Source organism: Ruminococcus sp. AM42-11, from assembly GCF_003480145.1.
Lineage (GTDB): Bacteria > Bacillota > Clostridia > Lachnospirales > Lachnospiraceae > Blautia_A > Blautia_A faecis.
The window spans coordinates 92946-119312 of the sequence record NZ_QUIO01000002.1 but is presented as its reverse complement, the minus strand read 5'-3'; the positions used below and the strand labels follow the sequence as shown (position 1 = coordinate 119312).

Annotated in this window: 27 protein-coding genes; 4 read left to right on the top strand and 23 right to left on the bottom strand. The window is 39.2% G+C overall.

The window, feature by feature from the left end:
- Nucleotides 1–7: 7 nt before the first annotated feature.
- The 4 genes from DW904_RS02260 to DW904_RS02245 form a co-directional block, all read right to left on the bottom strand.
- Complete coding sequence (locus tag DW904_RS02260; RefSeq protein ID WP_118577883.1) at nt 8–2023, bottom strand: glycosyl hydrolase; 2016 nt, start codon at nt 2021–2023, stop codon at nt 8–10.
- A 17-nt stretch (nt 2024–2040) separates the two neighbouring features.
- Nucleotides 2041–2934 carry a hypothetical protein gene (locus tag DW904_RS02255; RefSeq protein WP_147422282.1) on the bottom strand — a complete coding sequence of 298 codons (894 nt, stop codon included), beginning with the start codon at nt 2932–2934 and terminating at the stop codon, nt 2041–2043.
- 202 nt (nt 2935–3136) lie between these two features.
- A complete protein-coding gene (dapA, locus tag DW904_RS02250; RefSeq protein WP_118577881.1) occupies nt 3137–4057 on the bottom strand; it encodes a 4-hydroxy-tetrahydrodipicolinate synthase in 921 nt (306 codons plus the stop codon).
- Nucleotides 4058–4113: 56 nt separating this feature from the next.
- Nucleotides 4114–4986: a dihydrodipicolinate synthase family protein gene (locus DW904_RS02245; protein ID WP_118577880.1), complete on the bottom strand. Its 873-nt coding sequence runs from the start codon at nt 4984–4986 to the stop codon at nt 4114–4116.
- 303 nt (nt 4987–5289) lie between these two features.
- On the opposite strand from DW904_RS02245, the gene DW904_RS02240 reads away from it, so the two are divergent.
- From DW904_RS02240 to DW904_RS02230, 4 genes are all read left to right on the top strand, one after another.
- Nucleotides 5290–6354, top strand: a complete 1065-nt coding sequence (locus DW904_RS02240; RefSeq protein WP_118577879.1) for an iron-containing alcohol dehydrogenase — start codon at nt 5290–5292, stop codon at nt 6352–6354.
- 100 nt (nt 6355–6454) lie between these two features.
- On the top strand, nt 6455–7177 hold the full coding sequence (locus tag DW904_RS02235) for a FadR/GntR family transcriptional regulator (RefSeq protein ID WP_118577878.1): 723 nt from the start codon (nt 6455–6457) through the stop codon (nt 7175–7177).
- 306 nt (nt 7178–7483) lie between these two features.
- Nucleotides 7484–7639, top strand: a complete 156-nt coding sequence (locus tag DW904_RS22690) for a hypothetical protein (protein WP_202187652.1) — start codon at nt 7484–7486, stop codon at nt 7637–7639.
- Between the two features lie 30 nt (nt 7640–7669).
- Nucleotides 7670–7951 carry a hypothetical protein gene (locus tag DW904_RS02230; protein WP_118577877.1) on the top strand — a complete coding sequence of 94 codons (282 nt, stop codon included), beginning with the start codon at nt 7670–7672 and terminating at the stop codon, nt 7949–7951.
- A 378-nt stretch (nt 7952–8329) separates the two neighbouring features.
- On the opposite strand, the gene DW904_RS02220 is transcribed toward DW904_RS02230, so the two are convergent.
- The 19 genes from DW904_RS02220 to DW904_RS02140 form a co-directional block, all read right to left on the bottom strand.
- On the bottom strand, nt 8330–9430 hold the full coding sequence (locus DW904_RS02220; protein WP_226854187.1) for a glycoside hydrolase family 172 protein: 1101 nt from the start codon (nt 9428–9430) through the stop codon (nt 8330–8332).
- 136 nt (nt 9431–9566) lie between these two features.
- Nucleotides 9567–10499: a BadF/BadG/BcrA/BcrD ATPase family protein gene (locus DW904_RS02215; RefSeq protein ID WP_118577874.1), complete on the bottom strand. Its 933-nt coding sequence runs from the start codon at nt 10497–10499 to the stop codon at nt 9567–9569.
- A gap of 14 nt (nt 10500–10513) precedes the next feature.
- Entirely contained in the window at nt 10514–11893 is a 1380-nt protein-coding gene (locus DW904_RS02210; RefSeq protein ID WP_243110264.1) for an ADP-ribosylglycohydrolase family protein, read from the bottom strand.
- A complete protein-coding gene (locus DW904_RS23475) occupies nt 11818–12072 on the bottom strand; it encodes a hypothetical protein (protein WP_243110263.1) in 255 nt (84 codons plus the stop codon). The genes DW904_RS02210 and DW904_RS23475 overlap by 76 nt, the downstream gene beginning before the upstream one ends.
- Before the next feature lie 19 nt (nt 12073–12091).
- Entirely contained in the window at nt 12092–12346 is a 255-nt protein-coding gene (locus tag DW904_RS02205; protein ID WP_118577873.1) for a helix-turn-helix transcriptional regulator, read from the bottom strand.
- 35 nt (nt 12347–12381) lie between these two features.
- Entirely contained in the window at nt 12382–12816 is a 435-nt protein-coding gene (locus tag DW904_RS02200; protein ID WP_147422281.1) for a response regulator, read from the bottom strand.
- Nucleotides 12809–14692 (bottom strand): histidine kinase, encoded by a 1884-nt coding sequence (locus DW904_RS02195; protein ID WP_118577871.1) that lies wholly within the window; start codon nt 14690–14692, stop codon nt 12809–12811. The genes DW904_RS02200 and DW904_RS02195 overlap by 8 nt, the downstream gene beginning before the upstream one ends.
- Before the next feature lie 20 nt (nt 14693–14712).
- The gene (locus DW904_RS02190) at nt 14713–15507 is read right to left on the bottom strand and encodes a carbohydrate ABC transporter permease (RefSeq protein WP_118577870.1); all 795 of its coding nucleotides are present in this window, start codon (nt 15505–15507) and stop codon (nt 14713–14715) included.
- A 3-nt stretch (nt 15508–15510) separates the two neighbouring features.
- A complete protein-coding gene (locus DW904_RS02185) occupies nt 15511–16407 on the bottom strand; it encodes a sugar ABC transporter permease (RefSeq protein WP_118577869.1) in 897 nt (298 codons plus the stop codon).
- Between the two features lie 64 nt (nt 16408–16471).
- Nucleotides 16472–17782: an ABC transporter substrate-binding protein gene (locus DW904_RS02180; RefSeq protein WP_118577868.1), complete on the bottom strand. Its 1311-nt coding sequence runs from the start codon at nt 17780–17782 to the stop codon at nt 16472–16474.
- A gap of 506 nt (nt 17783–18288) precedes the next feature.
- Entirely contained in the window at nt 18289–18618 is a 330-nt protein-coding gene (locus tag DW904_RS02175; protein ID WP_243110262.1) for a response regulator, read from the bottom strand.
- A 235-nt stretch (nt 18619–18853) separates the two neighbouring features.
- A complete protein-coding gene (locus tag DW904_RS22610; RefSeq protein ID WP_147422280.1) occupies nt 18854–19018 on the bottom strand; it encodes an IS110 family transposase in 165 nt (54 codons plus the stop codon).
- A gap of 360 nt (nt 19019–19378) precedes the next feature.
- Entirely contained in the window at nt 19379–19744 is a 366-nt protein-coding gene (locus tag DW904_RS02170; RefSeq protein WP_279254380.1) for an MATE family efflux transporter, read from the bottom strand.
- Between the two features lie 161 nt (nt 19745–19905).
- Nucleotides 19906–20529 (bottom strand): sugar O-acetyltransferase, encoded by a 624-nt coding sequence (locus tag DW904_RS02165; protein ID WP_118577865.1) that lies wholly within the window; start codon nt 20527–20529, stop codon nt 19906–19908.
- A 68-nt stretch (nt 20530–20597) separates the two neighbouring features.
- Nucleotides 20598–22067, bottom strand: coding sequence for a glycoside hydrolase family 32 protein (locus tag DW904_RS02160; protein ID WP_118577864.1), 1470 nt, complete (start codon nt 22065–22067; stop codon nt 20598–20600).
- Between the two features lie 2 nt (nt 22068–22069).
- Entirely contained in the window at nt 22070–24541 is a 2472-nt protein-coding gene (locus DW904_RS02155; protein WP_118577863.1) for a GH116 family glycosyl-hydrolase, read from the bottom strand.
- A gap of 27 nt (nt 24542–24568) precedes the next feature.
- The gene (locus DW904_RS02150; protein ID WP_118577862.1) at nt 24569–25453 is read right to left on the bottom strand and encodes a carbohydrate ABC transporter permease; all 885 of its coding nucleotides are present in this window, start codon (nt 25451–25453) and stop codon (nt 24569–24571) included.
- A complete protein-coding gene (locus DW904_RS02145; protein ID WP_118577861.1) occupies nt 25446–26027 on the bottom strand; it encodes a sugar ABC transporter permease in 582 nt (193 codons plus the stop codon). Before DW904_RS02145 ends, DW904_RS02150 begins: the two co-directional genes overlap by 8 nt.
- Nucleotides 26024–26350, bottom strand: a complete 327-nt coding sequence (locus DW904_RS02140; protein ID WP_118577860.1) for a sugar ABC transporter permease — start codon at nt 26348–26350, stop codon at nt 26024–26026. The genes DW904_RS02145 and DW904_RS02140 overlap by 4 nt, the downstream gene beginning before the upstream one ends.
- Nucleotides 26351–26367 lie beyond the last annotated feature (17 nt).

The window sequence follows — 26367 nt, the reverse complement described above, 5'->3', positions numbered from 1 at the left end:
GTACCTCCTACATTCCAAATTTTACAAAATGGTATAAATCTGACCAGACATTTCGATCATCTGCCAGAAATACAGTTGGTGTATCTGTGAAACTGGCAGGCCAGACAGCATACAACTCACCGTCAATATGGTGATGCGGACCCAAAAGGTTACGATTTGATGCAAATAATTCCCACATAAATTCGTTTACACCATCTTTTAAATAATCCGTAACATCACATTCAAATGGTGCCCACATAAATTGTTTTACCAATTTTCCATTGATATACAATATAGCAGTCATTGCATTAGGACGATTAAATCTGTATATGTATCTTTTTCCTGCGATTTTTTCTATCTTTACTCCCCTGGAATCATCCCACGGACAAATAAAAATATTCTGTTTTATGCGCAAGCGGCCTGCAAAAAAGCAAAAGCCCTGAGAAGTAAAATCATCTCCATACAAAGTATCCGGCAATTGTCGGATCACAAACTGTGAATCACAACTCAAACCTTTTCTCCAAGCGTATGTAAATCCATTTCTGTTATATACCCCAAATTTACCTATAAGGTATACACTTTCAATTTCCGTATTATAGGTAAGCTTATTTATCTCTGTTTCCAACACATTTTCGCCAAACAGAACGTCATAAACCTTTTTAGACTGATAAAAGTCTATATTCAAAATAATTTCATTAGATCCTCTTCTGATATATGGCAATATCCGATATTTCCGAAAGCTCTTATCCTTCCACCATCCGCATTCCTCCAGTTCTAATTTTACTCCATTTATCTCAGCATGAAGTTCTTTACCAGTCTCTGCAGCCAGAAACATCTCTTCTAGCAACTGAGGTTCTGTTTCTACAACAAATTTATATTTCAAAGAAACATTTACAGGCCTTTTCTGTTTTAAAAGTATTTCCATAATCTGTATGGTATTTACTTCATCCTTCCATTCTCCATCGCCAATGCGATAACTGCATCGATCCAGAGTGTAAGAATTCCAGTCTGCCCAATCAAGCTTCCAACTGCCACCTTGTTCCAGGACAATAGTTTCTTTTTCTCTATATATTTCTTTGTTATCTTCTAAATCTTCATCTTTTTTATTTTCCCGTTCTTTTATAAAAAATACTTTTCCCTCCATTTCATTCATTTTAATCTGCAATTTTGTAACTTTATCTCCATAAATACAGCAACATTTTTGCTTTGCATCCTCTTCCACTTTGTATTCTGTAATTTCATTTTCACCTGGACATTGAAGTAAAATAGAGTAATTTCCGTTTCTATTCAGATTGACCAGATATAAAATTTTCATTTCTCCACATTTTCTCAACTGATAATGTATATTTACAACTTCACTTCCATTTTCCGTTACTGATATAGGAAACTCGAGAATCTTCCATAACTTTTCTTTCAAACTTACAACATCTATTTTTTCAATCTTCTGATACAGTTCATCCAGCAGACTATTTTTTCCACCTTGTATATACTTTGGGAAACTTCCCACAGAAAAAACATGGCCTCCATTTTCTACAAACTGAAGCAACAGTTTTACGGTACTATCCTCTATACATAGCATATCCGGAAGTATGACAGTTCTATATTCACACTGTCCCACAATAAACTTTCCATTTCCAATTTTTCCATACTTTTTGATTATGTCTTCATCACCATAATGGTGTTCAATATGATAATCTGACAGTGTCTGTGATAAACTTTCAAATTTATTTCCAAATTCAACAACAGGACCTTCCTCTTTGCCATCATACAACATCCAGGCGCTGTGCATCGGATGTAAAAGTAAAACTTCAGCAGCTGATAAACCTTCTGTCAGCAAAACACCCAGCCGTGCTATATAGTCGCAAAATATTTTATATTCCTCCCACCATGATTGCTGGTAAAACAAAGATGGTGGAAAATCACGTTTTCGACAGCCCCGTATACTATAAGACTGCAAATGCTGACACATTCTGTTTACTCCGTTTACGTACTGCCATTGTGTAATCCACTTTAATTCTTCCGGGCTGCAATCCCATCCTGTCATTGCAAAGCTTTCTGTAATTACGTGTTTTTTCCAAGCTGTGCTGCGACACTTCCTACCTGCTTCGGGGTTAGAGGTGAAGATATCCGTCTTCTTAACCAGTCGATTCCCGGCATATCCATATACTCATATGAAGGCATCACTCCGGCTGTTGCCTGCATCTGAAGCAACAAGGAATCCTCCCTCATGACATGTCCGGTTAATTTGCATCCGTTTTCTTTGCACCACTGCCCTACTGTTTTCATATAACCATTGGTATATAACTCTGAAATGACCTTCCAGAAATTATAACGATGTATTCCCGCATCAGGCGTATCCTCAAATAACGAAAGCAAAGCATCTGTCAATTCATATCCATTAACCTTTTTAAAATATTCCGGTAAAATTAAAGAATATGGTATCTTTAATTTTGCAAACTGAGGTTCATCTGTAAAAAAGCCTGGCATATTTCTTCCAAACTCTTCTCCTAATTCTTTTTTATATACTTCATGGGTAAATTCTAAAAATTTCTTTACTACTTTTGAATTTAAAACATCCACATAATATGGATTCATTTTTTCTTTTATAACATAAACCCAAACATCCTCAGTTTTAATCTTTTTGATCTTGTTTCCAAGAAAGTGAGCGGATTCATCATATATTCCAAGTATCATCTCATCTGGTCTGATTTCATATCCACGAACTTTCTCGCACTCCATCCAGCGCATATAATAATATTCACCAAGTGCCGGAACAGCACCTCCTGCAAAACCACTTGGCCAGCCCTCTTCGTCATATAACCAAGCCTCCATGTCCAATTGTTTTGCCTCTTCTATACATGCTTTTACACATTTCATCCATTTCTCACTCATGTAGGGAGTTTTAAGCCCGCCCCTAGCATGCATGAAAAAACCACCAATTCCTTTTTCTTTCATTTCATGAATCTGCCATTGCAGTTCATTAAGATCCAGTTCATCATTCCAAGACCAAAATGGAACGCTTCTGTATTCACTGGACGGTGCGCTTAATTTTTCCTCGAGTTTTCCCATGACATTTTCCATCCTTTCCTGAAATCACCTATGAATTAGATCCTTTTCTGCGGCTTCAGAAATATTCTGAAGCGCTTATCTTTCAAGATTACAGCTTACCAATTTCCTTAAGCACCTTAATGGTGACTGACATTTCTTCATCTGTTGCCGGTGCCAGAGGGCTTCTGGCCGGACCAAGCTTAATGCCTGTTACTAACTCTACAGCAGGACGCATAATAGAGTTTGGAAGAATTCTTCCGTTCTGTCCTGTTGTTTTGCAGAAACGATATAACGGAATAAATAATTCTTTCGCCTCTTCATTTTTTCCTTCAGCAAAGCATTCAAAAATTTTACGGATCTCATGTCCAAATATATGAGCTCCACCACTTACCAGTCCCATGGCTCCCTGAACAATTGTTGGAAGCAGCATAACATCATCGCCATTATAAATAGCAAATTCAGGATCGATTTTTTCTGTTGCCAAGAAGAAATCAGTTACCTGTGTTGGATTAATTCCAGCTTCATCTTTAATTCCCACAATATTAGGAATTTCAGCCAGTCTGGAAACAGTTTCTGCCTCTATATTCACACCTACAAAAATCGGAATATTGTACAGCAAGATATTACAAGTTGTATTTTCTGCAATAGATTTAAAATGCTGATAAATTCCCTCCTGTGTAGGTTTATTATAAAACGGGCATACAATTAAGCAGGTCTCAATTCCCAGCTTTTCAGCCTCTTTTGTCAGTGCAATGGTCTCTTTAGTAGATGCACAGCCAGTTCCTGCAATAACCGGTTTACGTCCATCAGCTGCTTTTACTGCTGTTTCCATAAGCTTTACTCTCTCATCGAAGGTAAGGAGACTAGCTTCACCGGTAGTTCCTGTTACAATCAGGGAATCGCACAGATCCTTCTCAATCAGATAATGAATCAGCTCTGTGTAGGCTTCATAATTTACTTCTTCACCCTCACCATAAGGTGTAATTAATGGCAAAAGTATCTGTCCATATTTGCTAACGAATTTGTTCATTTTTTTCCTCCATTTTCTCTTAATTTATTATTTATTTATAAAGTCATTCACTGGCTTTATTTTTCCAAGGCTTTCCTTATCATTTCTTTTTCCCATTCAGGCAGATATGTTATAGGGCTTCTGCAATATCCTCCATCTCTTCCCAGTACACTAAGCGCATACTTTAAACGAATGGGGAACTGATTTCCACCCAGACATTTCCATTTTTTATACAGGCAATTCTGAATTGCCAGACCATCTTCATGTTTTCCCTGTTTTGCCAGCCTCCACATATCCGCACATTCTTCTGGAAACAAAGATAAAATAGCACTGATCGCACCTGAAGCTCCAAGCTCAAAACATGAAAAAATCATGTCATCTGTAGCAGCATACACATTTCCTTTTCCACCAACTTCCATAATATCCGCATATAAAGCCTGAATTCCACCAACACTCTGTTTGATTCCCATTACATATTCTGTTTCTTCCAGTAATTTTCCAAAAAGTTCCGGAGAAATTGTATTCTGGGGAATCACATTATAAATAATAATCGGCAGCTTTACCTTTTCAGAAATGGTTTTGTAAAAGTCAAACATGCCTTCTTCATTTGGAACAAGAACATTATATGCAGTGGGAGTAACCATGATCGCGTCTGCACCTGCTTCCTTTGCCTTAATCCCGGCATTAACAGCATCTCTTGTACAGGTGCGCATTATACCGCAAACCAGAGGTTGGGTTTTATCAAGATATTCCTTCGCAATTTTGATCAGTTGAACAAGCTCTGAATCATTTAATGTGGGACCTTCGCCTGTGCTCCCTGCTACACTTAATCCGTTCGCACCAGCTTTCATGCAGATTTCCATCTCTTTGCGTATCTTACGCTCATCAATTTCTCCCTCTTTTGTAAACGGTGTAACAATTGGAGGGATAATACCTTCAAAATTTTTCATTTTTCCTCCTTTTTTGTATGATTGTATGATGTCGTTTCTGTAATTCGAAGTATAGTGATTCATACAAAAAAAGTCAATAGTTTTTATTAAACATATTACATTTTGTTATATTTTTAATATTAATGTGTTATTTATATTGTGCATTATTATATAATTTTATGTTTTTTATTTCAATATTGAGATTGACTTTTTTAATATATACAAATATAATGTATTTATAGATTGTATGATGTCACATCTTCATACAATAAAACATCATAAAAATCACTGCTATTGACAGTAAAGGAATGGAGGTTAACCAATATGAGTGAATTATCTGCATTAAAAGTAGGTTGTGGTAAGTTCTTTTATGGCAAAAATGTATTATCTCAGCTTCCTGACGAAATTTTACGTCTTGGTGGAAAAGCTTTGATCGTAGGCGGCGAACACGCCCTATCCAGTTTTAACCTTATTGCCGGGAATATGCTTTCTGCTTCTAACTTTGAACTTATCACTCACCACGACCAATGTACCAAGGAAAAGGCAGAATATTATTCAAAAAAAGCATTAAATGAAGGTTTCACTGTTTTAGTTGGTATTGGAGGTGGTAGATGTCTTGATAATGTAAAATGTGCTTCTGTTTTTTCCGGTCTGCCTGTTATTACAGTTCCCACTTCCATTGCAACCTGTGTTGCAACCTCTATGACCTGTATTATGTACAACGATAAAGGTCAACGAGAACCTGCTGTAAATCTAAAAAAAGAAGTAGATGTATGCATCGCCGATATGGACTTGATTGCCACCGCGCCAAGACGTCTGCTTGCATCCGGTATCATGGATTCTCTGGCCAAATATCCAGAAAGTTTCCATCAGCTAAATATATCTTCTTACCGAGATTGCCAGCTCAAAGAATATATTCAGGTGGTAAATGCCAAAATCATTTATGATTTTTTACTTGGAGAATATACTGACCTGTATTCTCAGGGAAATCAAGCATCACGCTTCAAGGATGTAATCCTTACCAACCTTCTGCACACTTCTATTGTAAGCGGATTTGCAGATGGTTCTGGCCAACTTGCCATAGCACATGCCACCTATGATTTCATGCGAAACTATCATACTGAAGAAGGACAAAATTTTCTTCATGGAGAAATTGTAGCGGTGGGCTTATTAGTTCAAATGGCCTTCAATCAAATGGAGCAATCTGAAATTGAGCGCGTACGCAATGCCATGAGATATATGAATATGCCTCTCACTTTACAGGATCTTGGTTATCCTACCTCAAAAGAGAATCTGGATTTTTTCCTATCGATAGTAGCCAAGAACACAAATATTCACTCTCAGGAAGATTTGATGAAATTAAGTAAATCAATGCAACAAATTTTATAAATATAATTGACTAATTTCAGCTGGATTTTCGTTAAAATCAATTGATTTTTTTACGCGCTAAATTTACAATAAACTATATAAATAACAAAAGGAGATTCCTATGAAAGCGATACAACGAATGTCCATTACTGATTCAGTAGTTGCAGATATAAAAGAAATGATCATGTCCGGAGAATATAAAATTGGGGAAAAACTGCCCACTGAAATGAAGCTCTGTGACCAAATGGGTGTCAGTCGGACCTGCGTTCGTGAGGCAATCCGAGTTCTCCAAGCAATAGGATATGTGGAAATTCGTCCAGGAAAAGGAGCTTTCGTTGCCAACTATCAGAAAAGTACTGATAATAGTTCCCTGTGGTATGACGTTGAAGGTGTAAAATTTTATGATTTTATGGAAGTACGTATGGCTATTGAAACTCTTTCCGTACGTCTGGCAGTTGAACGTGCAACAGACAAGCAGATCCGGGAACTCCGTGAAATTCATACTTCCTTTGTAGAAGCTACAGAAAAACGCGATATGCTGAAGATGATCATGTTGGATGAACTTTTTCATACAAAAATAATTACTTTCACCAATAACCAACTGCTGATCAATATAAATAAACAATTACTGGAGCGTTTTCGAATTTACCGTGGTGACTCTTTTACCAATAAAATGGTCTACAAAAATGCGGTAGAACCTCATGAACGTATTCTCCTGTGCTTCGAAATGCGTAACCCAAGTTCTGCTGTTGAAGAAATGCGTAAGCACCTGAATATTACAACACAAGATATGGAACTTATACATAACAATTCCAAGACTGCAAAATCTTCCAACCAGAAGTAACACACAAAGACCAGTAAACTCGTAATCATTTTCCTTAAAGAAAATTAAATGCGGATTTGCTGGCCTTTGTGTGTTAAACAGCAGTGTCGTAAGTACATACAAGGAGCTCGCATATGCAGCAGTTTTATCATACAGCTGTGCCATGGATGTCACTCTCTTGGCTTTTCAGAATAATCTTGTCACAATAACTCCTGATCACTCAAAATCTCTGGTAATGTTTGTAAGCCATTTGCCTCGGGAATAGTGAAGCAAAAGCTACACCAATTAACTGAACAAGAAAAACTATACGGTGTTCTGAAGTGGGGCATGACAACTTCTGAAAAGACTTTTATCGGAGAAGGTAAGGTTGGCGATTATACACTTTCACAGGATTTTATTGATGCTATCAGAACGAATTCAACATGGGCGCAGTATGATGAGAATGAATTGAATACTGCCGGTTATGCCCATACGCAGGATTAGGATTTTACGCAGAAGGATTTCATAGAACCATTGTCACAGACACAGCGAACTCATGTCGAAAATGATTTCCATTATTTTTACAACGCCTCTGATTTCAAAACCAGAGACACTGTAACAGCACTTGGCATACAGGACGGACAGACACTCAGATCGGTACCGGAAATCACAGATAATCTGCTAAAAGATGCAATGGATCGGGAAACAGCCATTAAACAGGGCGGTGTACCGGGTATTGGAGCATCTGTTTTTTCAATCATTTTTTCACTTCTGCTTCTGGCTGGCGGTGCATTCCTGTTTGTAAAAAATAAATAGAATTCAATTGAAATTTTCATTTTTTGAAAGTGACATCCACTCAAAAAGCAATATTGACGCAGCATATGAAAAATCAGACAAGTCAATATGGTGGTTACTTAATATTCGCTGTACTAGTGGCAAAATAATTCTCTTGAGCCTGTTTGAAAAAGGCTTTCTGCAAGATGTGCGTTACAATAAGCTTCAAAGGGACTGGAATACTCCAGCCCCTTTTTCTCAATAATAATATACAATTTTTTCGTTCCTTTACAACTATACAGACATCTTATTACATTTCCCATGATGAAGTAAGAAAATCTATCTGAATTGCCGTATAACTGTTTTGCTTCAATTTCTGATCTTTTGATGGCTCTGTCAAGAGCCTGCTCCATAATTATTCTACCTCGGCCATCTTTCTTCCTTCGGCGGCAGTGGACAATATTCTGTAATCTCCTTGTCTTCCTGATACCAGTAGGCTACACTTGAAACATCGTCTTGACGCTCAAATAACCCATTATGGGACATTCCAATTTGCTGAACCGTCACTTTAATATTCTGCTGGAAATAAATCGGATCCGGAATATGAAATCTATACATTCCACGCATTGGTGGACAATCATCATTATGATACGGATGAACTGTTAAATCATCATGATTAGAATAATAAGGATATCCCAGAAACGGAGTCGAATACGTCTGCTCTGTCATTTTTTCCTGGTTCTCTTTTGCAAAGCTCCAGGATCCTCCTACGTAATCTTCCATTCCAGTTCCACAGATGGTTGGAAATTCCTCATCTCCATCCAAATAAAATTTTACTTCTCCTTCTCCCCACCAATATCTTTCCAAGGTCTGTAATGCCAGATAGGTTCCTACATAAATTCCCTTTCCATATACATTATCCAGAATCGTATAATCTTTCTTTTTAACAGTTACAGATTCTCTGTTCCATTTTGCGAAAAAATATAACATGGTATCTGGCAATGTATCATAAAGACAGTAATCAATCTGATAGAAAAACGCGGGGATTACATTTTTATGTTGGCTAACCAGCTCAATTCTGGCTTTTTTTCTAAATGGCATTGAAAAATAAGAATTCAAGCCTCTTGATGGTGCAACTACTATTGGGTAGGAATTAATATAACATTCTTTTCCGAATCCACAGCAAAAAAAATCACCCAGTGGTACTTCTACTGCCGGATTTTTGGCATCGTCCCAAAACATGCGCAAAATAAGATCCCTCAGTACAAAACAGTCTCCATCAGTTGTTTTATTATCCACAGTAATCCAAATGTGATTAATTACTCCACATCCTGAAATATCCGCAAGCACAGTAGTACTTCCAGGTTCTACGTTTTTAAGACATGGACTTCCCTTTCTTCCCTTTCCAAGATTACTGGAAGCCATTCCTCCTTTTCCCTTTTCGCCTGTGGGATTTTCTGCATTAATTGCTCTCGATTTTCCAAATACGCCATATGGTAAAATATCTTGAAATATATTCATCATTTGCTCCTATCTGCAACATTCTCACTCTGCGCTATTTTTTACTATCCTATTTTGTTCTTTTCTTTCTCCCAATAATAGCACATTTTGGGAAATACTCAAATATGTTGGGATAATAATATTATTGTTCTTTTTCTTACCCTTTCAGCAGCTGCACTGCCCCCTCCACAGGCCTTTTCGTGCACATATGCACCTCCAGTTTCCCCTGACAGATGCAGGAAAGAGCTTCCTTCAGCATCGACAGATACCCCGCGGAAGCAGCCTTGGTCAAAATAGAGCCTGAAAGATATACCGGAATTTTCTCACCGGAAAAATGAAGCTCCCGAACTGCAGCATCGATGGTGTAGGCCGCGCACTTTATCATCTGATCTGCAAGAGCTTGCACCTCTGGATTAGAGCGCTCGAGAAGTTCAAAAAAAAGCCGGATGATCTTACGATGCTGAACCTTACATTCTGTATTCTCCCCGTCTTTCAAATCTGACCATGAATTTATAAAATCGACCTTACTGCCAAGATTCATCACTTTCATATATTCCATTACAAACGGTGTACTAACATCCTTTAAAATCAGGTTTTCGTAAACCTTGCGATACATTTGCATCACAATCCAGTTTCCGCCCCCTGCGTCCCCTGACCATTCATCCATTCCGGCCAGTTTGATCCGGTTACCTGAAGAATCAATTGCCGCACAGCACATTCCTGTTCCACAATTAAGAGAAACTCCCCACGCAGCCGGGTTCTCGGCTGCAATGGGGAGATATCCATCATTAATTGCAAGAAAACGGGAAATACCAGCTGAAGAGAAACACTCATCAGCCTGCAGCTGATCCCCTGCAGTATCCAGCCCGGAAATACCAGCCGCAACTGCCTCAATATCAGAAACAGTCAAGCCATTACGCTCCAGCAAAACATCTATGGAAGCTTTTAAAGCCAACGAAACATCTGCCCACCCATTTCCCAGAAGATCATGGTTCAGACAACCGCCCAGGTAGTAATCCACTACCTGGAAATGCTTATCCAGAAGCAGATATTCTGTCTTCGTTCCACCTCCGTCAATTGCAATATACATACTCTATATTCTCCTTATTTTCCCGCAAATAACACAACCTTCACAGGTCCGTTTGAATGTCTTCCTGTAAGGGAAACATCCACGATCAGCTCCAGCCGGCTGTCACTAAAGCCCTCTGTATTGATTTCAAATTCTTTTTCTGCACAGGAAAGATACAGGTTATTCAATGGCAGCTCTGCTGTAGATGCACCCACAGCAGTAGCTCCTTCTGGAAGATACAGCTTGATTTTTACCCACTGCTGCTCTCTCATGGTATTAGAATTTACAACCTTAATCTTAAACTTTCTGTTCTCGCCAGGTGTAAAGAAAACAGAATCCTCATAATCCACCATAACACTAAATGCGGGGAACTGATATCTTGCCACATAAGAAGAAAGAGCACACAGATCGCAGATCGGCAATTCCTCAGATTTTCCGTTTCCGTTGATCAACGGCAGATAATCTGTTGTCTTATTGCAGAACAGAGCATCTTTTTCCAGGCACTCAATGGTCATTCCGCCCTCTGCAAAAGCATCGCAGAGATCCTGTCCCAGAAAGCCCGGTACCACACGGAGAATACGCTCTGCCAGCTCTGTCGCCGTATCTGGAACCCAGATTCCATGACTTGTTTTATCAATACACATGGTTACAATTTTGTCATCAAGTGGTTTTGTCCATTTCTCCGGAAGTCCGGAAGCACCATAAATAATACCCAGAAGCGCGCCAAGAGTTGCGCAGGTACAGTCTGTATCTTCACCACAGTTATTGGCGATAATAAGACTCTTTCCGAAATCACCTTCTCCGTAGAGAAGACCAAGTACTACAAAGGCAACGTTTTCTGGTGCATCAAAGCCAGGCTCTCCAATCTCCATTCCCTCATTGTTTTCCTTTGGAATCTCACTCAGCTTGTATTCCTGGATACCAAAGGTTCCCGGCGCAGTATTGTGCACAATTTTTCTTGCTTCCAGATAATCAATGCCATTATGATAGCATTCTACTGTTTTACGGATTGCTCTTGCAACAGCGCAGTCCTCCGGAATATAGGAAAGTCCGATATCAATCAGTTTCTCACGGTCACTTTCTGCAAACGCAGCACTCTGAAGCGCAGCTGTGAAAATTTCACCATACATTCCCTCGTTTGCATGATCGACAATTGCATCCTCAAATGCATATCTGGTTGCAATTTCCGGATGTCCCGGTGCCAGACACGCCCAAAGTTCAGAACGGATCCAGCAGCCATTACTGTTCTTATAAGTATTGTCCACATCACCACACATAGGCGGAACAATTCCGGCTTTCAGATTTGCTTTTCCGGTTCCGTACTCAACCCAGTTTGGGATCACATAGGAAAGCCAGTAATCGCCAAGAATGGAGCATTCACGTTTCTGCCATAGCGCTCCACTGCTGCCAGCCATACGATCTGAAGATCCAGATCATCATTTGCAGGTGGTCCCATGGAAAGATCCTGGATATAGAAATCCACATCAGGAACCATTCTCTTACACTCAAAAGGTGCACCAAGAACACCGCCTACATTTTTTCCAGCCCAGCATCCTGCCAGCTTGTCACGGAACTCGTTTAATTTTAAAACCATAATTTTACCTCCCATATGTTTATTTTCGGAACTGTGAAGGCGTTTCTCCTACAATTCCCTTAAATATTTTCGTAAAAATACGATAATCACTAAAACCAACTTTCTCTGCCACAGCTGTGATTGGCTCGTTGGTTTGTCTCAGATAAATTTTAGCTTTTTCCACACGTGCCTGGTTCAAATACGCATGATATCCACATCCCAGCTCCTTTTTAAACAGCTGGCTGATATAATTGGGATTCATATTCATATTTTCTGCAAGCAGAGTCAGCCGCATATCCTCATTCTCGAGATTTTCATTGATATAACCGACTATTTTTTCAACGTTTCAGATAATACAGGCTGCCGGTTTGGATTCTCCATTATTTTCTGGACAATTCCCTGAATAACTTCCCCGAAAACATCGAAATCAATAGGTTTCAGAAGAAAGTCCGAGACACGGAGCCTTAAAGCCTCCTGACAATAGGAAAACTCATCATATCCGGTAACCACGATCATATAAATCGGATGATCCCCCGGAGCCGTATCCTGAATAGCGCGTATTGCCTCAAGGCCATTCAGCTTGGGAAGATTGATATCCATGATCACAATATCCGGCTTCAGTTCACGCGCTTTCTCCACAGCCTCCTGACCATCCATAGCCGTCCCTGCAATCTCACACTGATATTTTTCCCAATCAAAAAGCAATTTATAGCCTTCCAGAATAGCAGCCTCGTCATCCGCTAAAAGTACTCTGCAATTATTCATGTCTTTCACTCGCTGTCTTAATTTTTATTTTTACAGTAGTTCCTCCGGTTTTATTTCGCGTATAAATGACCTCTGCATTTTCCTGATAATAAAGCTTCAGTCTGCTGATCACGTTGATCACGCCCAGATGTGTGCGGTCTCCCTGACTTTGGGTCTGCACCCGGTAAAGAGCTTCACTGTCTTTTGCATTATACGCATTTAATTCTTCCATTTTGTCATCCGGAATTCCGATTCCATCATCAGAAAGCCAGATATCCAATTCGCTGTTATCCTGTTCATTTACACAGATTCTCAGCGTAACCGAGCCCTGATACCGTCTGTCCTTCAAACCATGCATCAGACTGTTTTCCAGCAATGGCTGCAAAATAAAATTGGGAATTTCCATATCCATTGCTTCCGGCATAATATCCGAGTGATACCTGATCTCAGGGTACCGATAACACATCAGACTCATATACGCATCCAGCATATCCACTTCTTTTCTGACCGTCACCATAGAATCATGCACCTTGGTGCTCAAGCGGTAAAAACTGACCAGCTTCATCAGCATCTGTGATACTTCCGTATCCTTATTGATCGCCGCCTTCAACCGGATCATATCCAGCGTGTTGTAAAGAAAATGAGGATTGATCTGCTGTTTCAGATACAGCATAGCCATTTTCTGTTCGGAAATTTCAGCCTTCTGAAGCTGATCCCTTGCCTGATATTCCGAAATAACCAGATCATTGAGACGGCGGATCATTTTGTTAAAGGAATCCTTCAATACGCCAACCTCATCCATATACCCCACATCATACTGCCTGGTAAGATCTCCTGGCTGGAAATTCTGGATATCAAGGGAAAAATCCGTAAGTCTTTTCAGATTTTTCCTGGTAAAACCATATACACAGAACAATACAACAAGTGCACTTATCGCAGTGATTATAATACAGGTTATCACCAGAATATTTAATTCATCATAAATGGATTCATATGTTTTCAGAGTGATCAGAAGCATGTTGCTGTAATCGGAACGCTGATACGCACAGAGATATTTTTCCTGATTTAATGTCAGACTAAAAGATCCTTTTGCGCCATTCATATGATCCAGTAGCTCTGGATAGACATCCTTCAGATTTTGGCTGATGATCCTCTCATTGGAACTGCATGCAATATTGTTATTTTCGTCAGCAACAATATAGGAAATATTATCCTCCAGATAATTGCTGCATATTTTCTGCAAAGTAAGGATAGGGGTTCGCAGTGCAATATAACCGATTACCTCAAAGGGGGAAAAACTGCGGATGGGACGGACCAGATAAATATTATTCTCCTGGAAAATGTTCTTTGTATAAGTCTGTGTGTACTTAAATCCCTCAGGCAGCGTACCCACATACATATGGCATCCCGAAATATTTGTAGAAAGGTCAGAATTTATCTTTACATCCTGAAAAAAAGATTCTACATTCCAGTCAAATCCCAAAAATGGATTCCAGGTATCACTGTAAAACACCATATCCTCATTATTAAAAATATAAATTCCCCGCACATCATCCCTGATTGAAATCATAGAAGAATAGAGTTTTGTAAGATACTCTTCGTTCTCCATTTTCTCATCAAAAGAATAATCAGTACCTTTCAGAATATCCTGCACCATCTGATCGGAAAACGCGATCAGCGAAACCCTTCCCATATCTTTCAGAGTATTATCAATCGAACTTAGGGTATTGGAAATATAGACCTTCATCATCTGTGCATCCCGGTCAATATGGTACTCCACATTCAGCTTTAAAGTTGCCACAATACTTAAGATACAGGCAATGATAAAGATTCCAATATTCGTAATGCTGATACGTTTCACAATACTAAGCGTTTTGTGCGAAGAATTTTTTTTCATAAAACAGGCCGTCCTTTAGCTTAACCCTTCACAGCTCCTGCAGTAAGTCCTGCCATCAGCTGCCGGGATGCAAAGATATAGAAAACCGCAATCGGCAAAAGACAGATAATACACGCTGCAAACAGGTTATTAATAGTAAAGCCGGAACTGGAAGTTGTCTGTGCAAACCGAAGCGGCACAACAGAAAGCGGCTGTTTCGAAGTATCATTAATGAAAATGATCGCCATCTGAAGTTCATTCCATGCAGATAAAAAGGTCTGGATCAGTACAAAAACAAGACCTGGTTTTGCAATTGGAAGCATGATCTGTATAAATGTAGTCCACTTATTTGCACCATCGATTTTCGCTGCATCGATCAGTTCATCCGGCAATGCATTGTAGTAGTTGGTCAGAACCATAAGATTAAAGCAGGCACTTGCTGTGGCATATGGAAATACCAATGACCATCCGGTATTGTTCAGATGAAGTCCCCTTACGATCTGATAAAGCGGAAAGATTAATGCAGATGTAGGGATCATCATACCTGTAAGAATCAGATAATAAACAGCCTGCTTATGTGGAAATTCCAGTTTGGAAAATGCGTATGCTGCCATGGAAACTACAATTGAGACAACAATAAGCGTTCCTCCTACCACAATGATACTGGTAATAACATTTGGAATCAAGTTGAAATATTCAAACACCTTTGCGTAGTTTCCAAAGCCACTTACAGCCAGTGATTTTTCCAGCATCAGATACAGTGGAAAGACCAGGATGACCAGCAGAACCACACAGATAACCTGAGTGATGATTTTATATGGTAATGAATTTTTCATCAGCTAGCTCATCTCCTTCTTGTCTTTTTTGTAATAAATCTTCAGCTGAATAACCGTCAGCACCATGGCGATCAGGAACATATATACAACAATGGTAGATGCCTGTCCCTGCTGAAAGGTGCTAAAGGATTTCGTGTATATATATGTGGAAAAGGTCTCAGTAGCATGAGCCGGACCGCCATCTGTCAATACATAAGAAAGATCGAAAAACTTCAGAGCACCCAGAATATCCAGAATGATCAGGGTAATATGAGTACCGCGAAGAAGCGGAAAGGTTATGTAGATAAACTGTTTAAAGCTTCCTGCTCCGTCGATGGTTGCTGACTCATAAAGATCCTGGGGAATATTCAGCATATTTGTGTAGTACATCAGCATGCTGTAACCGGTCCACTGCCAGATATTTACAAACAAAAGACAGGCAAGTGCAGTTTTTGGCGTTGCAAGCCACTGCTGACAAAGGAAATCCAGATGAAGTGCCCGCAGGATCACATTCAGGTAACCACGGTTTGTTTCGAAAATTTTCGAAAAAACAGTACCAACAATTGTGGAGGTACAGATTGCAGGTAGATAAAAAAGAATCTTATATAATCCGGAAAGTTTTATTTTTCTGATAAAAAAGGATGCCAGCATAAGTCCAAGTGCTGACTGAATAACTGTAGTAGATATTGCAATAATGACAAAGTTTCGAAATGTTTTCTGCATTACGGAATCTGCCCAGAGTTTTTTGTAGTTTGCGAAACCTACGAAAACTTTTTCCACACTGATTCCGTTCCAGTCATAAAAACTGATCACAATATTATAAATTATGGGATAAGCGAAAAACACAAGGAACAGTGTCAAAAGGGGAAGTACGAACAGGAAGCTGGTAAAGCAATCCTTCCTTCTTCTAGCTGAAGCCATAATTTTCCTCCTTTTTATAAAAGGCTGCCCAAAGTGAGGGCAGCCTTATTATACTTAATAAAATTTATCTTTCCTGTGCCTGGGAAGCTGCTTCAATCGTGTCTGCTGCCTCTTCTGGTGTAACATCTCCCAGAGCAAGTTCTGTAAGCTCATTGCTGATTGTCTCTTTCAGCTCTGCATAAGCCATTTCTCTGTATCCGCCTACATTATTTTTACCCTGCTCTACACAGTATTCAAGATTTTCAGTACCATTCTCGTTCAGACCTTCTACATTAAGCTCCATGTCGTTACGTGCCGGCATGTACTGTAACTGTCCGTTTACAAGAGTATCTGCGCCTTCATGAATCATCCAGTCAACAAATGTCCATGCTGCATCTTTTACCTTGGACTGATTATTAATTGCAAGGGATACGTCAACAGCTTCTTCAACCGGAGCGATCTTGCCATCGTTATTCCAGTCCATCAGGAAAATTTTATGGTTCGCGCCCTCGCCATTGTAAACCTCCTGGCTCTGCTCATCACTGTCCATATAAGCACCAAGTGACCAGGAACCATTCAGGATCATTGGAACAGATCCCTCTTTCTGATACATATCTGTGGAATCTGTGTACATTCCAACTCCAAGTGCTCCATCCTGGAAAACACCGTCTGTGAAACAGTTCTGCCAGATCTGGAAGGACTGAACAAGATCTTCATCTGTAAATGGAGTCTCGCCTTCAATTGCGGAATACAGCTTCTCAGTATTAATATCGGCCGCAATATTCATCCAGGTATCAATGTTGATCCAGGAATCTTTCGCTCCGATCACCAGAGGATATTCTCCATTGTCACGGAATGTCTTGCAAACCTCTTTCAGTTCATCATAATTAGTTGGAAGCTCCAGGCCATATTTATCAAAGTATTTCATGTTTGCCCATACATATCCTGCATAGCTAAGTCCCAGAGGAACTGCATAATACTCGCCGTCATCGCCTTTAAGGAGAGACATTGCGTATTCGTTATAATTGGAAGCCCAGTCATCACCATATTCTTTTACCAGATATGGAGTGAGATCTTCTTCAAAGTCACGGAATTCTTTATACATTGCTCCGGTCTGAACTCCATAAACATCTGCAGCATCTCCTGCTGAAAGATCAACTTTCAGCTTCTCTACATGATCTGTATACGGCATAAAAGTATAATCAATCTGAATGTCCGGATGCTCCTCTTCGAATTTCTCCAGCATTGCATGTGTATATTCCTCATCTCCAGGGTTCCAGGTCTGGAATTTTACAACTGTTTTCTCTCCGCTGTCGCCCTCTGCGAAGACCATCTGTGCCGGTACAAGTGAGGCCATAACGCCTGCCATTAAGATGCATACCATTTTCTTTTTCATGTTTTAATTCTCCTTTCATTTAAGAATCACGGTTGTTTTATTTGACTATAATTTATCATTTCCACCGTTGTTTCGATAGTCATTTTTATTATGAAAATGTGTCAAAAAATTAGTTTCCTATATATTTTGACCATATCCATTGAGGAACCTCTGCAAAGCATACACATGGTATGATCCCGCAAAGAGCACAAATCATTTTATGAATTTACAGGAATTTCTGAATATTTCTCTTGAGAAAGCAAAAGAAAATGCACTCCCCCCGTGTACTGGCTACCTCCTTCAGAGATATCATTGAAGAATGATTTCCCCTTACTCGCCACTTAGTACTCCGCGCACTTGAAGCGGAGGAATGCTTATCTGCGTTCAATCTGTGTTCACTGTAAAGAAAAGCCGTCCAGGCTTTGTGTATATGTTCACAAAAACCTGGACGGCTTTCCTTTTATTCTATAAATCATCCCGCAGTTTTATGATTTTGTTATCTGCCAAACACTACTTCAGCGCAGTGATCATTTTGTTTCATCCAGGAGCTTCGACAGATGCATATTCATTCCTGCCAGCTTACAGTTGATAATATCTTCTGCAAAAGCATTTGCAGACATGGCAATGATCGGAACAAACTCTGCGTCTTTTCGATCCAGATTTCGGATAGCTGCTGCATCCAGACCATTCATAACCGGCATCTGAATATCCATAAGAATCATCTTGTAATAATCAGCGTCTGCCTTTTCAATCATATCAACACATGCAACTCCATCATTTGCAGTCTCAACAATACATCCTTCTTCCGCTAATAGTTCTGTTGCGATCCAGAAGCTAATATTCTGTCTTCGTTCCACTTCCATCAATTGCAATATACATACTCTATATTCTCCTTATTTTCCCGCAAAAAAACAACCTTCACAGGTCCGTTTGAACGTCTCCTACTTTCCATTACGGTTATGCAAAATTTGGAGAAAGGAACCTTTTTGTCTATGTTCAGCCCTTTTTTAATTTTTATCATAGCATGAATTTATTTTCAGAACAAGAAAGAGGAAAGGTTTTGCACTATTTACGCAAAAAAGCCGCCAGCTTCTAAAGCCAACGACTTTTTCTGTAAATAATATTGAAAAAACCATGGTAGGGTAAGAAGATTCCAGCTGTGATCAGCCATGTAGCCAGTGTAAACCAGTAGTGGCCAGTCGTTTCAAGCCCCAGGACAATCTGGCTTTTTCTATTCTGTACTGCAAGCTCCAGCATTCATGCTTTAGCTGCTTCAAAGCCCTCTGCCATGTCACTGAATTCAAATGCTTTTCTGCTTAATTCCCTTCCTCGGATGTCGATTGCCCTTATATAATGAGTTTCACTGCCTGATTTTCTACATTTGCTTGCTTTTTTGTCTTATTTGCTTTAACATTCATTTAAGATACCTCTTGTACTTTAGATTTTTACTAACTGCCCGGTCAGTAATAATCTAAATTTACTTGAGGTATTCTTTTTGGTCAATTCCTTTTACTCTTTAAAGTATACAGGACGCTCCTGGAAATTTATTTTCATATAAAACAACAGAGCTGTATATTACCTGTAATCTCAGAATATACCGCTCTGCTGTTTATACATTTATTCACTTTTGACTGTCAGATCTTTCCCCCATCTATATTTCTTATAATTTAGGTACACAACCGGGATCTTTACAATTTCATCCAGACTGATGATAAAGTAAACTGCAAGCACCGGAAGTTTCAGTACAAATGCAGCAATCACCCTAAGATACAGGGAACCTCTCCAGATCAAGACCAGGTCATTTGTAAAAATTCTCATCAGCATTCCCGAAAGCAGCAGTGCAGATAAGGTAAAGATTAGTGATATCACAGTTGTAACTTTCGTCACAAAGGCGAATATCCTCTCTACTGCCAGAATATCTCCCTTGCCCCAGTACTGGACAGCTATAAGAGAAAGACCAATAGTCATAGCTTCTAGAAGCAGGCTGTGAATAAAAGTAACCTATCCTGCCAGAGATACCGCAGACAGTGAATCCTAAGAAATTACGCCAAGCATCAGACGCACTGACAAGGGCTAGCATAAACTGTTGGAATGCTATGGGCATTACCAGACTTATAAGCTTTCTGGTAAATACCGGAGCTCTTTTATTTCTCATTTATTTTTGTCCATGCTTCCTCATCGAATTTACAGTCTTTAAAATAATATGGCCTGTCCGCATCAGTAATCTCACGAATCACGCGGCAAGGATTTCCAGCGGCACATACGTTGTCTGGAATATCCTTTGTAACCACGCTTCCCGCACCAATCACAACGTTGTTTCCAATCTTTACTCCTGGAAGGACACAGCAGCTTCCGCCAATCCACACATTATCCCCGATGGCGATAGAAATTCCATACTCAAATGCTGAATTCCGACTCTCCGGATGAATAGGATGTCCAGCTGTGTAAATACCTACATTTGGTCCAAACAATACGTTGTTTCCGATAGTAATTTTTCCCACATCCAGCATTACACAGTGAGTATTGGCATAAAAATTCTCCCCAACTTCAATATGGTTTCCGTATTCGCAGTAAAACGGCGGCTCAAAATATACATTTTCCTTATGTTTGATTCCTGCACGTTCCAGACATTCCATACCTTTTTCCAATTCAAAAGGCATTGTCTCATTATACTCCCTGATGGCTTTTTTGGTTTCTTTCTGCTGTGATGTAACTGCGTCATCGGCAATGTACGGCATTTCATGATCTCTTCTGTAAACGTTGTCCATTTTTTGATTCCCCACATATTTTATTCGAATGAAACAAGCAGCCAGTACCTTATAACTTTACAGACTTCTTACACTTCCCATGATGAAGTAAGAAAATCTATCTGCACATAATCCACTACTGCTTTTTTATACGGTGTGCGGATCCAGCACTCTGTTTGGTTTTCTTCCGGATACACGTTTGTTGTAATGCACTTTTCTCCATGATTTACATACACCTCAACACTGCTGTGATCAACCAAAATGCAAAGTTCCAGATAATTATCATGCAGCTCAAATGGACAGTTCATTCTGCCACCTTCATAGTGGTCTCCGTAGCTCTTATCCAGAGTAATAATCTTAGACAGAAAATCAATCTGAATTGCCGTATAACTGGATTCTTTTCCAAGGACACAAATCTCCAGATTTCTTGATTCAATCTTAGTAATATCTAATTTCAAAATTATACGATTACTTCTGTTTGGATCATCATATAACTTGATTGCTTTTTCACCAATTTCCATGTCTGTATAGGTAACAGTCTGCGAAATCAGAGATTCAACTTCCTTTACCGGATACATACACAAGTTGTTTTCACTATCCAATTGTACTTTACGCGGTACACTCAGACAGCCTCTCCAATTTTCCAGACTGGTTGGACCCCAGTCTATACACCAGGGCATCCACAGCCATCCATTCTGCCATGCAATCAACACTCTGTTTCCTTCTTTGTCTGTAAATGACTGTGGAGCATAATAATCAAATCCCACATCCATATTACCCATTTTTTCAATTGTGTAAATACAATTTTCAAAATCCATTGTTCCTACACAATAAAGAGATTTATTATAATCAGGATGATTCATAGGGGAACATGTAACTACCCATTTTCCATTCAGTTCAAACATATCCGGACATTCCATCATAGTTCCCAGTTTACCATTGGACTCCAGCACATTTCCCTTGTACTTCCAATTATAAAGATCATCCGATTCATACAGGCAAATACGGCCATCTCCATCAAAAGTAGCGCTTCCTATGCAGCCACCAACAACCATATACCATTTTCCATTGTGTTTAAACACCTTCGGATCACGAAAATCATTGGAAAATCCCTGCGGTGGTTCTTTGATCACTGGATTATTTGGGTATTTTTCAAAAGTCATGCCGTCCTTCGACGTTGCAATGCACTGTGTCTGATGTACAACTCCGTCAATTTGCGTTGTTGCCGTGTAAAAAAGGAATAAGACACCATCTTTCTCTACAGCGCTTCCAGAGAAGCAGCCACCTTCTGGATGGCAGTCATACTCTTGATCCGGCTTTAATGCAACCGGCATATCCTTCCAGTGAATCATATCCTCACTGACAGCATGTCCCCAATGCATCGAATCCCATTTGCAGCTCTTAGGATTATACTGGTAAAAAAGATGATAAAGTCCTTTATAATATACTAGCCCATTGGGATCATTCATCCAGGAAACCGGCGGCGTAAAATGATATCTTTGCCGCCATTTCCCTTCAGTTTCTGATCTTTTAAGGGCTCTTTCAAGAGCCTGCTCCATAATTATTCTACCTTTACATCATCAATATTTCCATATAATACGGTTACTTCTTTCTTGACTTCTCCCTTATCGTCAATTGTCTGATGATAAGTTCCCCAGCCTTTTCCATTGATCCAGAATGTTGTATAATCCTTTTCATTAATTACAGGTGCAAATGACATTGTCTTATTTACCATATCACAGCTATAGCCTGCCAGTGTTGGAATCAGGGAATAACTGGACATTGGTCTGATATAATGATGACCTGCTTCTGTCTCACTCCATGGGCATCTCTTATAACCGTCATAACGATCTCTGATAGCCTTGATAATTGTAAAAGCCTCTTCAATCATACCTTCTTTAATCATAGTTACAGCAACCTGATATTCAACTCCAGTCCATACCTCATCGCAATATGCAAATGGGAATCTCGGTCTTCCACCTTTCGGCCATGAGCAGAGAACCAGTCCTGCCTCGTCATTCAACGCATATGTTCTCTGTACATTAGGAACATCATCCATGCATTCCTTGAAATTATATTTATAAATAGACTGCAAAGCCTTCTTTACATGAGCCTTTGGAAGCACATAGCCAAGTCCTGCTGCCTGAGCCATGAACTGACCAAGGAGCTGATCTGTAAGACAACCAATACCATACTGATAGCGATATGCGTCTACGTCTTCAAGTTCCTGAATATAATATTCACCGTTAAACAACTTCTCGTCAACTAATACAGAAGCCTTTTCATACAAAGCACGATATTTATCTGCAATATCCTGTTTACCAAGATGTTCTGCCATTTCTACAACACCCTTGATGGCACCCAGATAAATGGTGTTTGTCATTGTATTTGGACCATAGAACTCAATGTCATATGTGACATGCATTTTTCCATCCAGAACACCGTCTCCATCTGTGTCCCACTCTTTAATAGAGAATTCCAGCGCTTTCATCATATTGTCCCAGATGCCTTTAAGGAATTCATCATCACCAGTGTATTTCCACTCTCTGTAAATTCTGAGAATAGAACCAAATTCTCCATCGCAGGCTGGAATCATATCCCATCTGCTTTCTCCCAGACATTTTCTTGCACGGAAAGGCATGCATCCATCATCATCCAGTTCTACGTTAAACTCTACATTACGCATTGTAATTTCAAGTTCTGGGAACAGATTTGCAACAGCAGTTGCATAGTTCCATACATGGTTAACATTTCCCTGTCCGCATCCAACGTAATCGCGAATACCTTCCCATCCAAGGAAATTGCCATTTTCAATACGGAAGCAGCAATGGCTCTTCATTGACATAATATTTGAGGCAACTGCATCAATAACATATGCAGGAAGTGATGTGTTAAATAATGCATTCTCAAAATCTTTGGATTTTCCTTCAAGATAGTCTTTCTTGTCTACTACATATTTACTTACATCCCATGCATCCTTAAATAAAGTAGCATAATAGTTACGGATAATATCATAACCACCATTTCTGTAGCGCTCTAAATCAGCATCATACTCAATCCAGCCCTTAGGACGATTCGGGAAATACCAGGAAATTAAAAATTCAAATTCTTTTTCCTCGTTTGGCTTGATTGTTTCAGAACAACAGATAGAACTGATTCTCTCCTTCAGATTTAAGAAACTGAAGTCATAATGAGCAAGAAGGTCACATCCTTTTGCTTCAATTTCCTCTTCTTCTGTTAATTTTCCATCTTCAACAAAATCATCCCAGAAATCCTGTGCGTTATCTGTCCACTGACCATGAAGCCATTTCTTTCTGCTGATTCCACTTTCATTTGTAGTTGCAATTGACATGGAACCAAATTTCATATCTTTCTCTGTAAGATTTTTTGCTTTATAATACCAGCCTTTTAATCCAGCTTCTTCACGATATTCATTTTCAACCTGATCTACCAGTTTAACATTATTGAAAACATCATATCCATCAAAGCCAACTACATTCGCCATTGTACCAACAACAGACACATCAATAGGTTTGTTTGTCGGGTTAGACACTTTATATTTTATAATTGCTGTTGGAATACCAGAATTGTCTGCATCCAGCGGAATAAAAGGTGTATACGCTTCCATACGAACCTTTACCGGAACTTTACTGTCTTCCAAATCTACATAAACAAATGGCTGCTTTCCAACCATTTTGGATTTTTCAAATCTTGGAATTCCTGCTAACTCGCCATTCAGAAATCCATGGGATTTATAAAATGGGGGTTTGATTTTTGATTCAAGAATTCTGCTTACAGGTTCTTCTCCCTCTTCCTTTGTACGAATTGCAAAGAAAGAGAATGGTACAAACTGTCCCTTTCCAGGCCAGTTAAAAATTTCCCAATCTAATAACTGTCCTCTTGCACCTACTGCAATGTTTCCTGTTCCGATTCCACCAAGAAGGAATTTTGCCACGTTTGCATCTCCCTGATAAGAAATCTCTCCGCCTGTTTCAAACAGCTCAACCTTGGAATGTAATAAATCTTTGTTCATGTCATTAGCCTCCTGTTATATTATTTATTATCCTTTCACTCCTACATGGGTCATACTCTTGACAATCCATTTCTGTCCAATCAGAAATACAATAAGAACTGGCAGAATAGCAAGAACTACTGCTGCAAATACTACATTGTCTCCTGTTGAGAACGGCTGTTTTATTGACAAAATTCCGACTGGAAGTGTAAGTTTCTCCGTATCATTGATCATAATAAATGTTGTAAAATAATCGTTCCAAGAATATGTAAACACAATAATTGCTAACGATGCCAATGTTGATTTCGCCATTGGCAGCATAATTGAAATAAATGTTCTGATTGGTCCTGCGCCATCAATTGCAGCTGCTTCATTCAATTCTTTAGGAACTCCCATAAAGAACTGTCTCATCATAAAGACTCCAAATGCACCTGCCAGACCGGGACAACTTGCACCGAAAATTGATGGAAGCGTAACTGCCCAGGATGTATTAATCACTCCTAGCATCGTCATGATCTTGTACAGTGCTACAATCGTAACCTGAACTGGAACCATCATTGCAACCATCAGCAATGCAAACATAATATTTTTTCCTGGAAAATCAAACTTTGCATATGCATATCCTGCAATAGCACCATGCAGACTCATGCCAAGTGTAATAATCACACTTATTTTTAAGCTGTTCTTCATAAATACAAAAAACGGAATAGTATTTGAAAATAATTTTTTAAAATATCCTAATCTCATTTCTGTAAAAAATGGAGGCAGCCATTTAGGTGGTAATGAAATTGCTTCACTATATGTTCTGAATGATGCTGAAAGCACCCAAAGAAATGGTGCAATCATCAAAAATGCTATACCAAACATGATAATAGTCAGCAGGATATGGCTTACTTTTATTGTTTTCCCAAATAAATGTATTTTCTTATTCATAATGCACCCACCACCTGCTTCCTACAAATTGAAATACTGTTACAATACCAATAAGAATCAGAAGCATAATTGATAGTGCCGACGCTGTTCCATAATCAAACGATGTAAATCCCTTTTCAGCAATCAACATAACCAAGCTTCTTGATGAATCTCCCGGTCCTCCGTTCGTCAATACATAAATAGATTCATATATTCTCAGTGCGCCTGTTACATTCATAACAAGAACAAAAAATATCTGTGGTGATGCTACTGGAATAATTATCTTAAAAAAGCGCTGTACTACATTCGCGCCATCAATGCTGGCAGCCTCCAAAAGTCCCTGGTCTACATTCTGTAGTCCTGCTAATATCAAAAGCATTGACATGCCAGAGTTTTTCCAGGTATCCAGAATCAAAACAGACAGTTTAGAATAAGCCTGATCATTCAACCATCCAATTTTAGCGATTCCAAGTTGTCCCAGATAATAGTTGATAACTCCTGCGTCCGTCTGAAAAAAGGCTTGCCAGATAATTGCCACAAACGTTAGTGCCACTAATGATGGAAAGAAATAAATAGATCTAAAAAATACCGTTATTTTTTTGGCAGAATATTATCAACCAGCACAGCCAAAATAAGTCCTATTGCTGTATTTCCCAATGAACAACATATGGTGTACCATAAAGTATTTTTCAGAGCAGTTAAAGATCTGACATCTGTAAATATTTTTTTATAATTTTCCATCCCTACAAAAGTACTGGCACCTGTAAACACGTTGTATTTGTGAAACGAAATTACAATTACCCATATAATTGGAATGAGTACAAAGCACATAAAGCCAATAAATGATGGAAGTGTAAAAAGATACGCTGCTTTTAACTCTTTTTTATCCCATTTATGTCTGTTTTTCTTCTTATTCACCGATTTTTTCCTCCTTT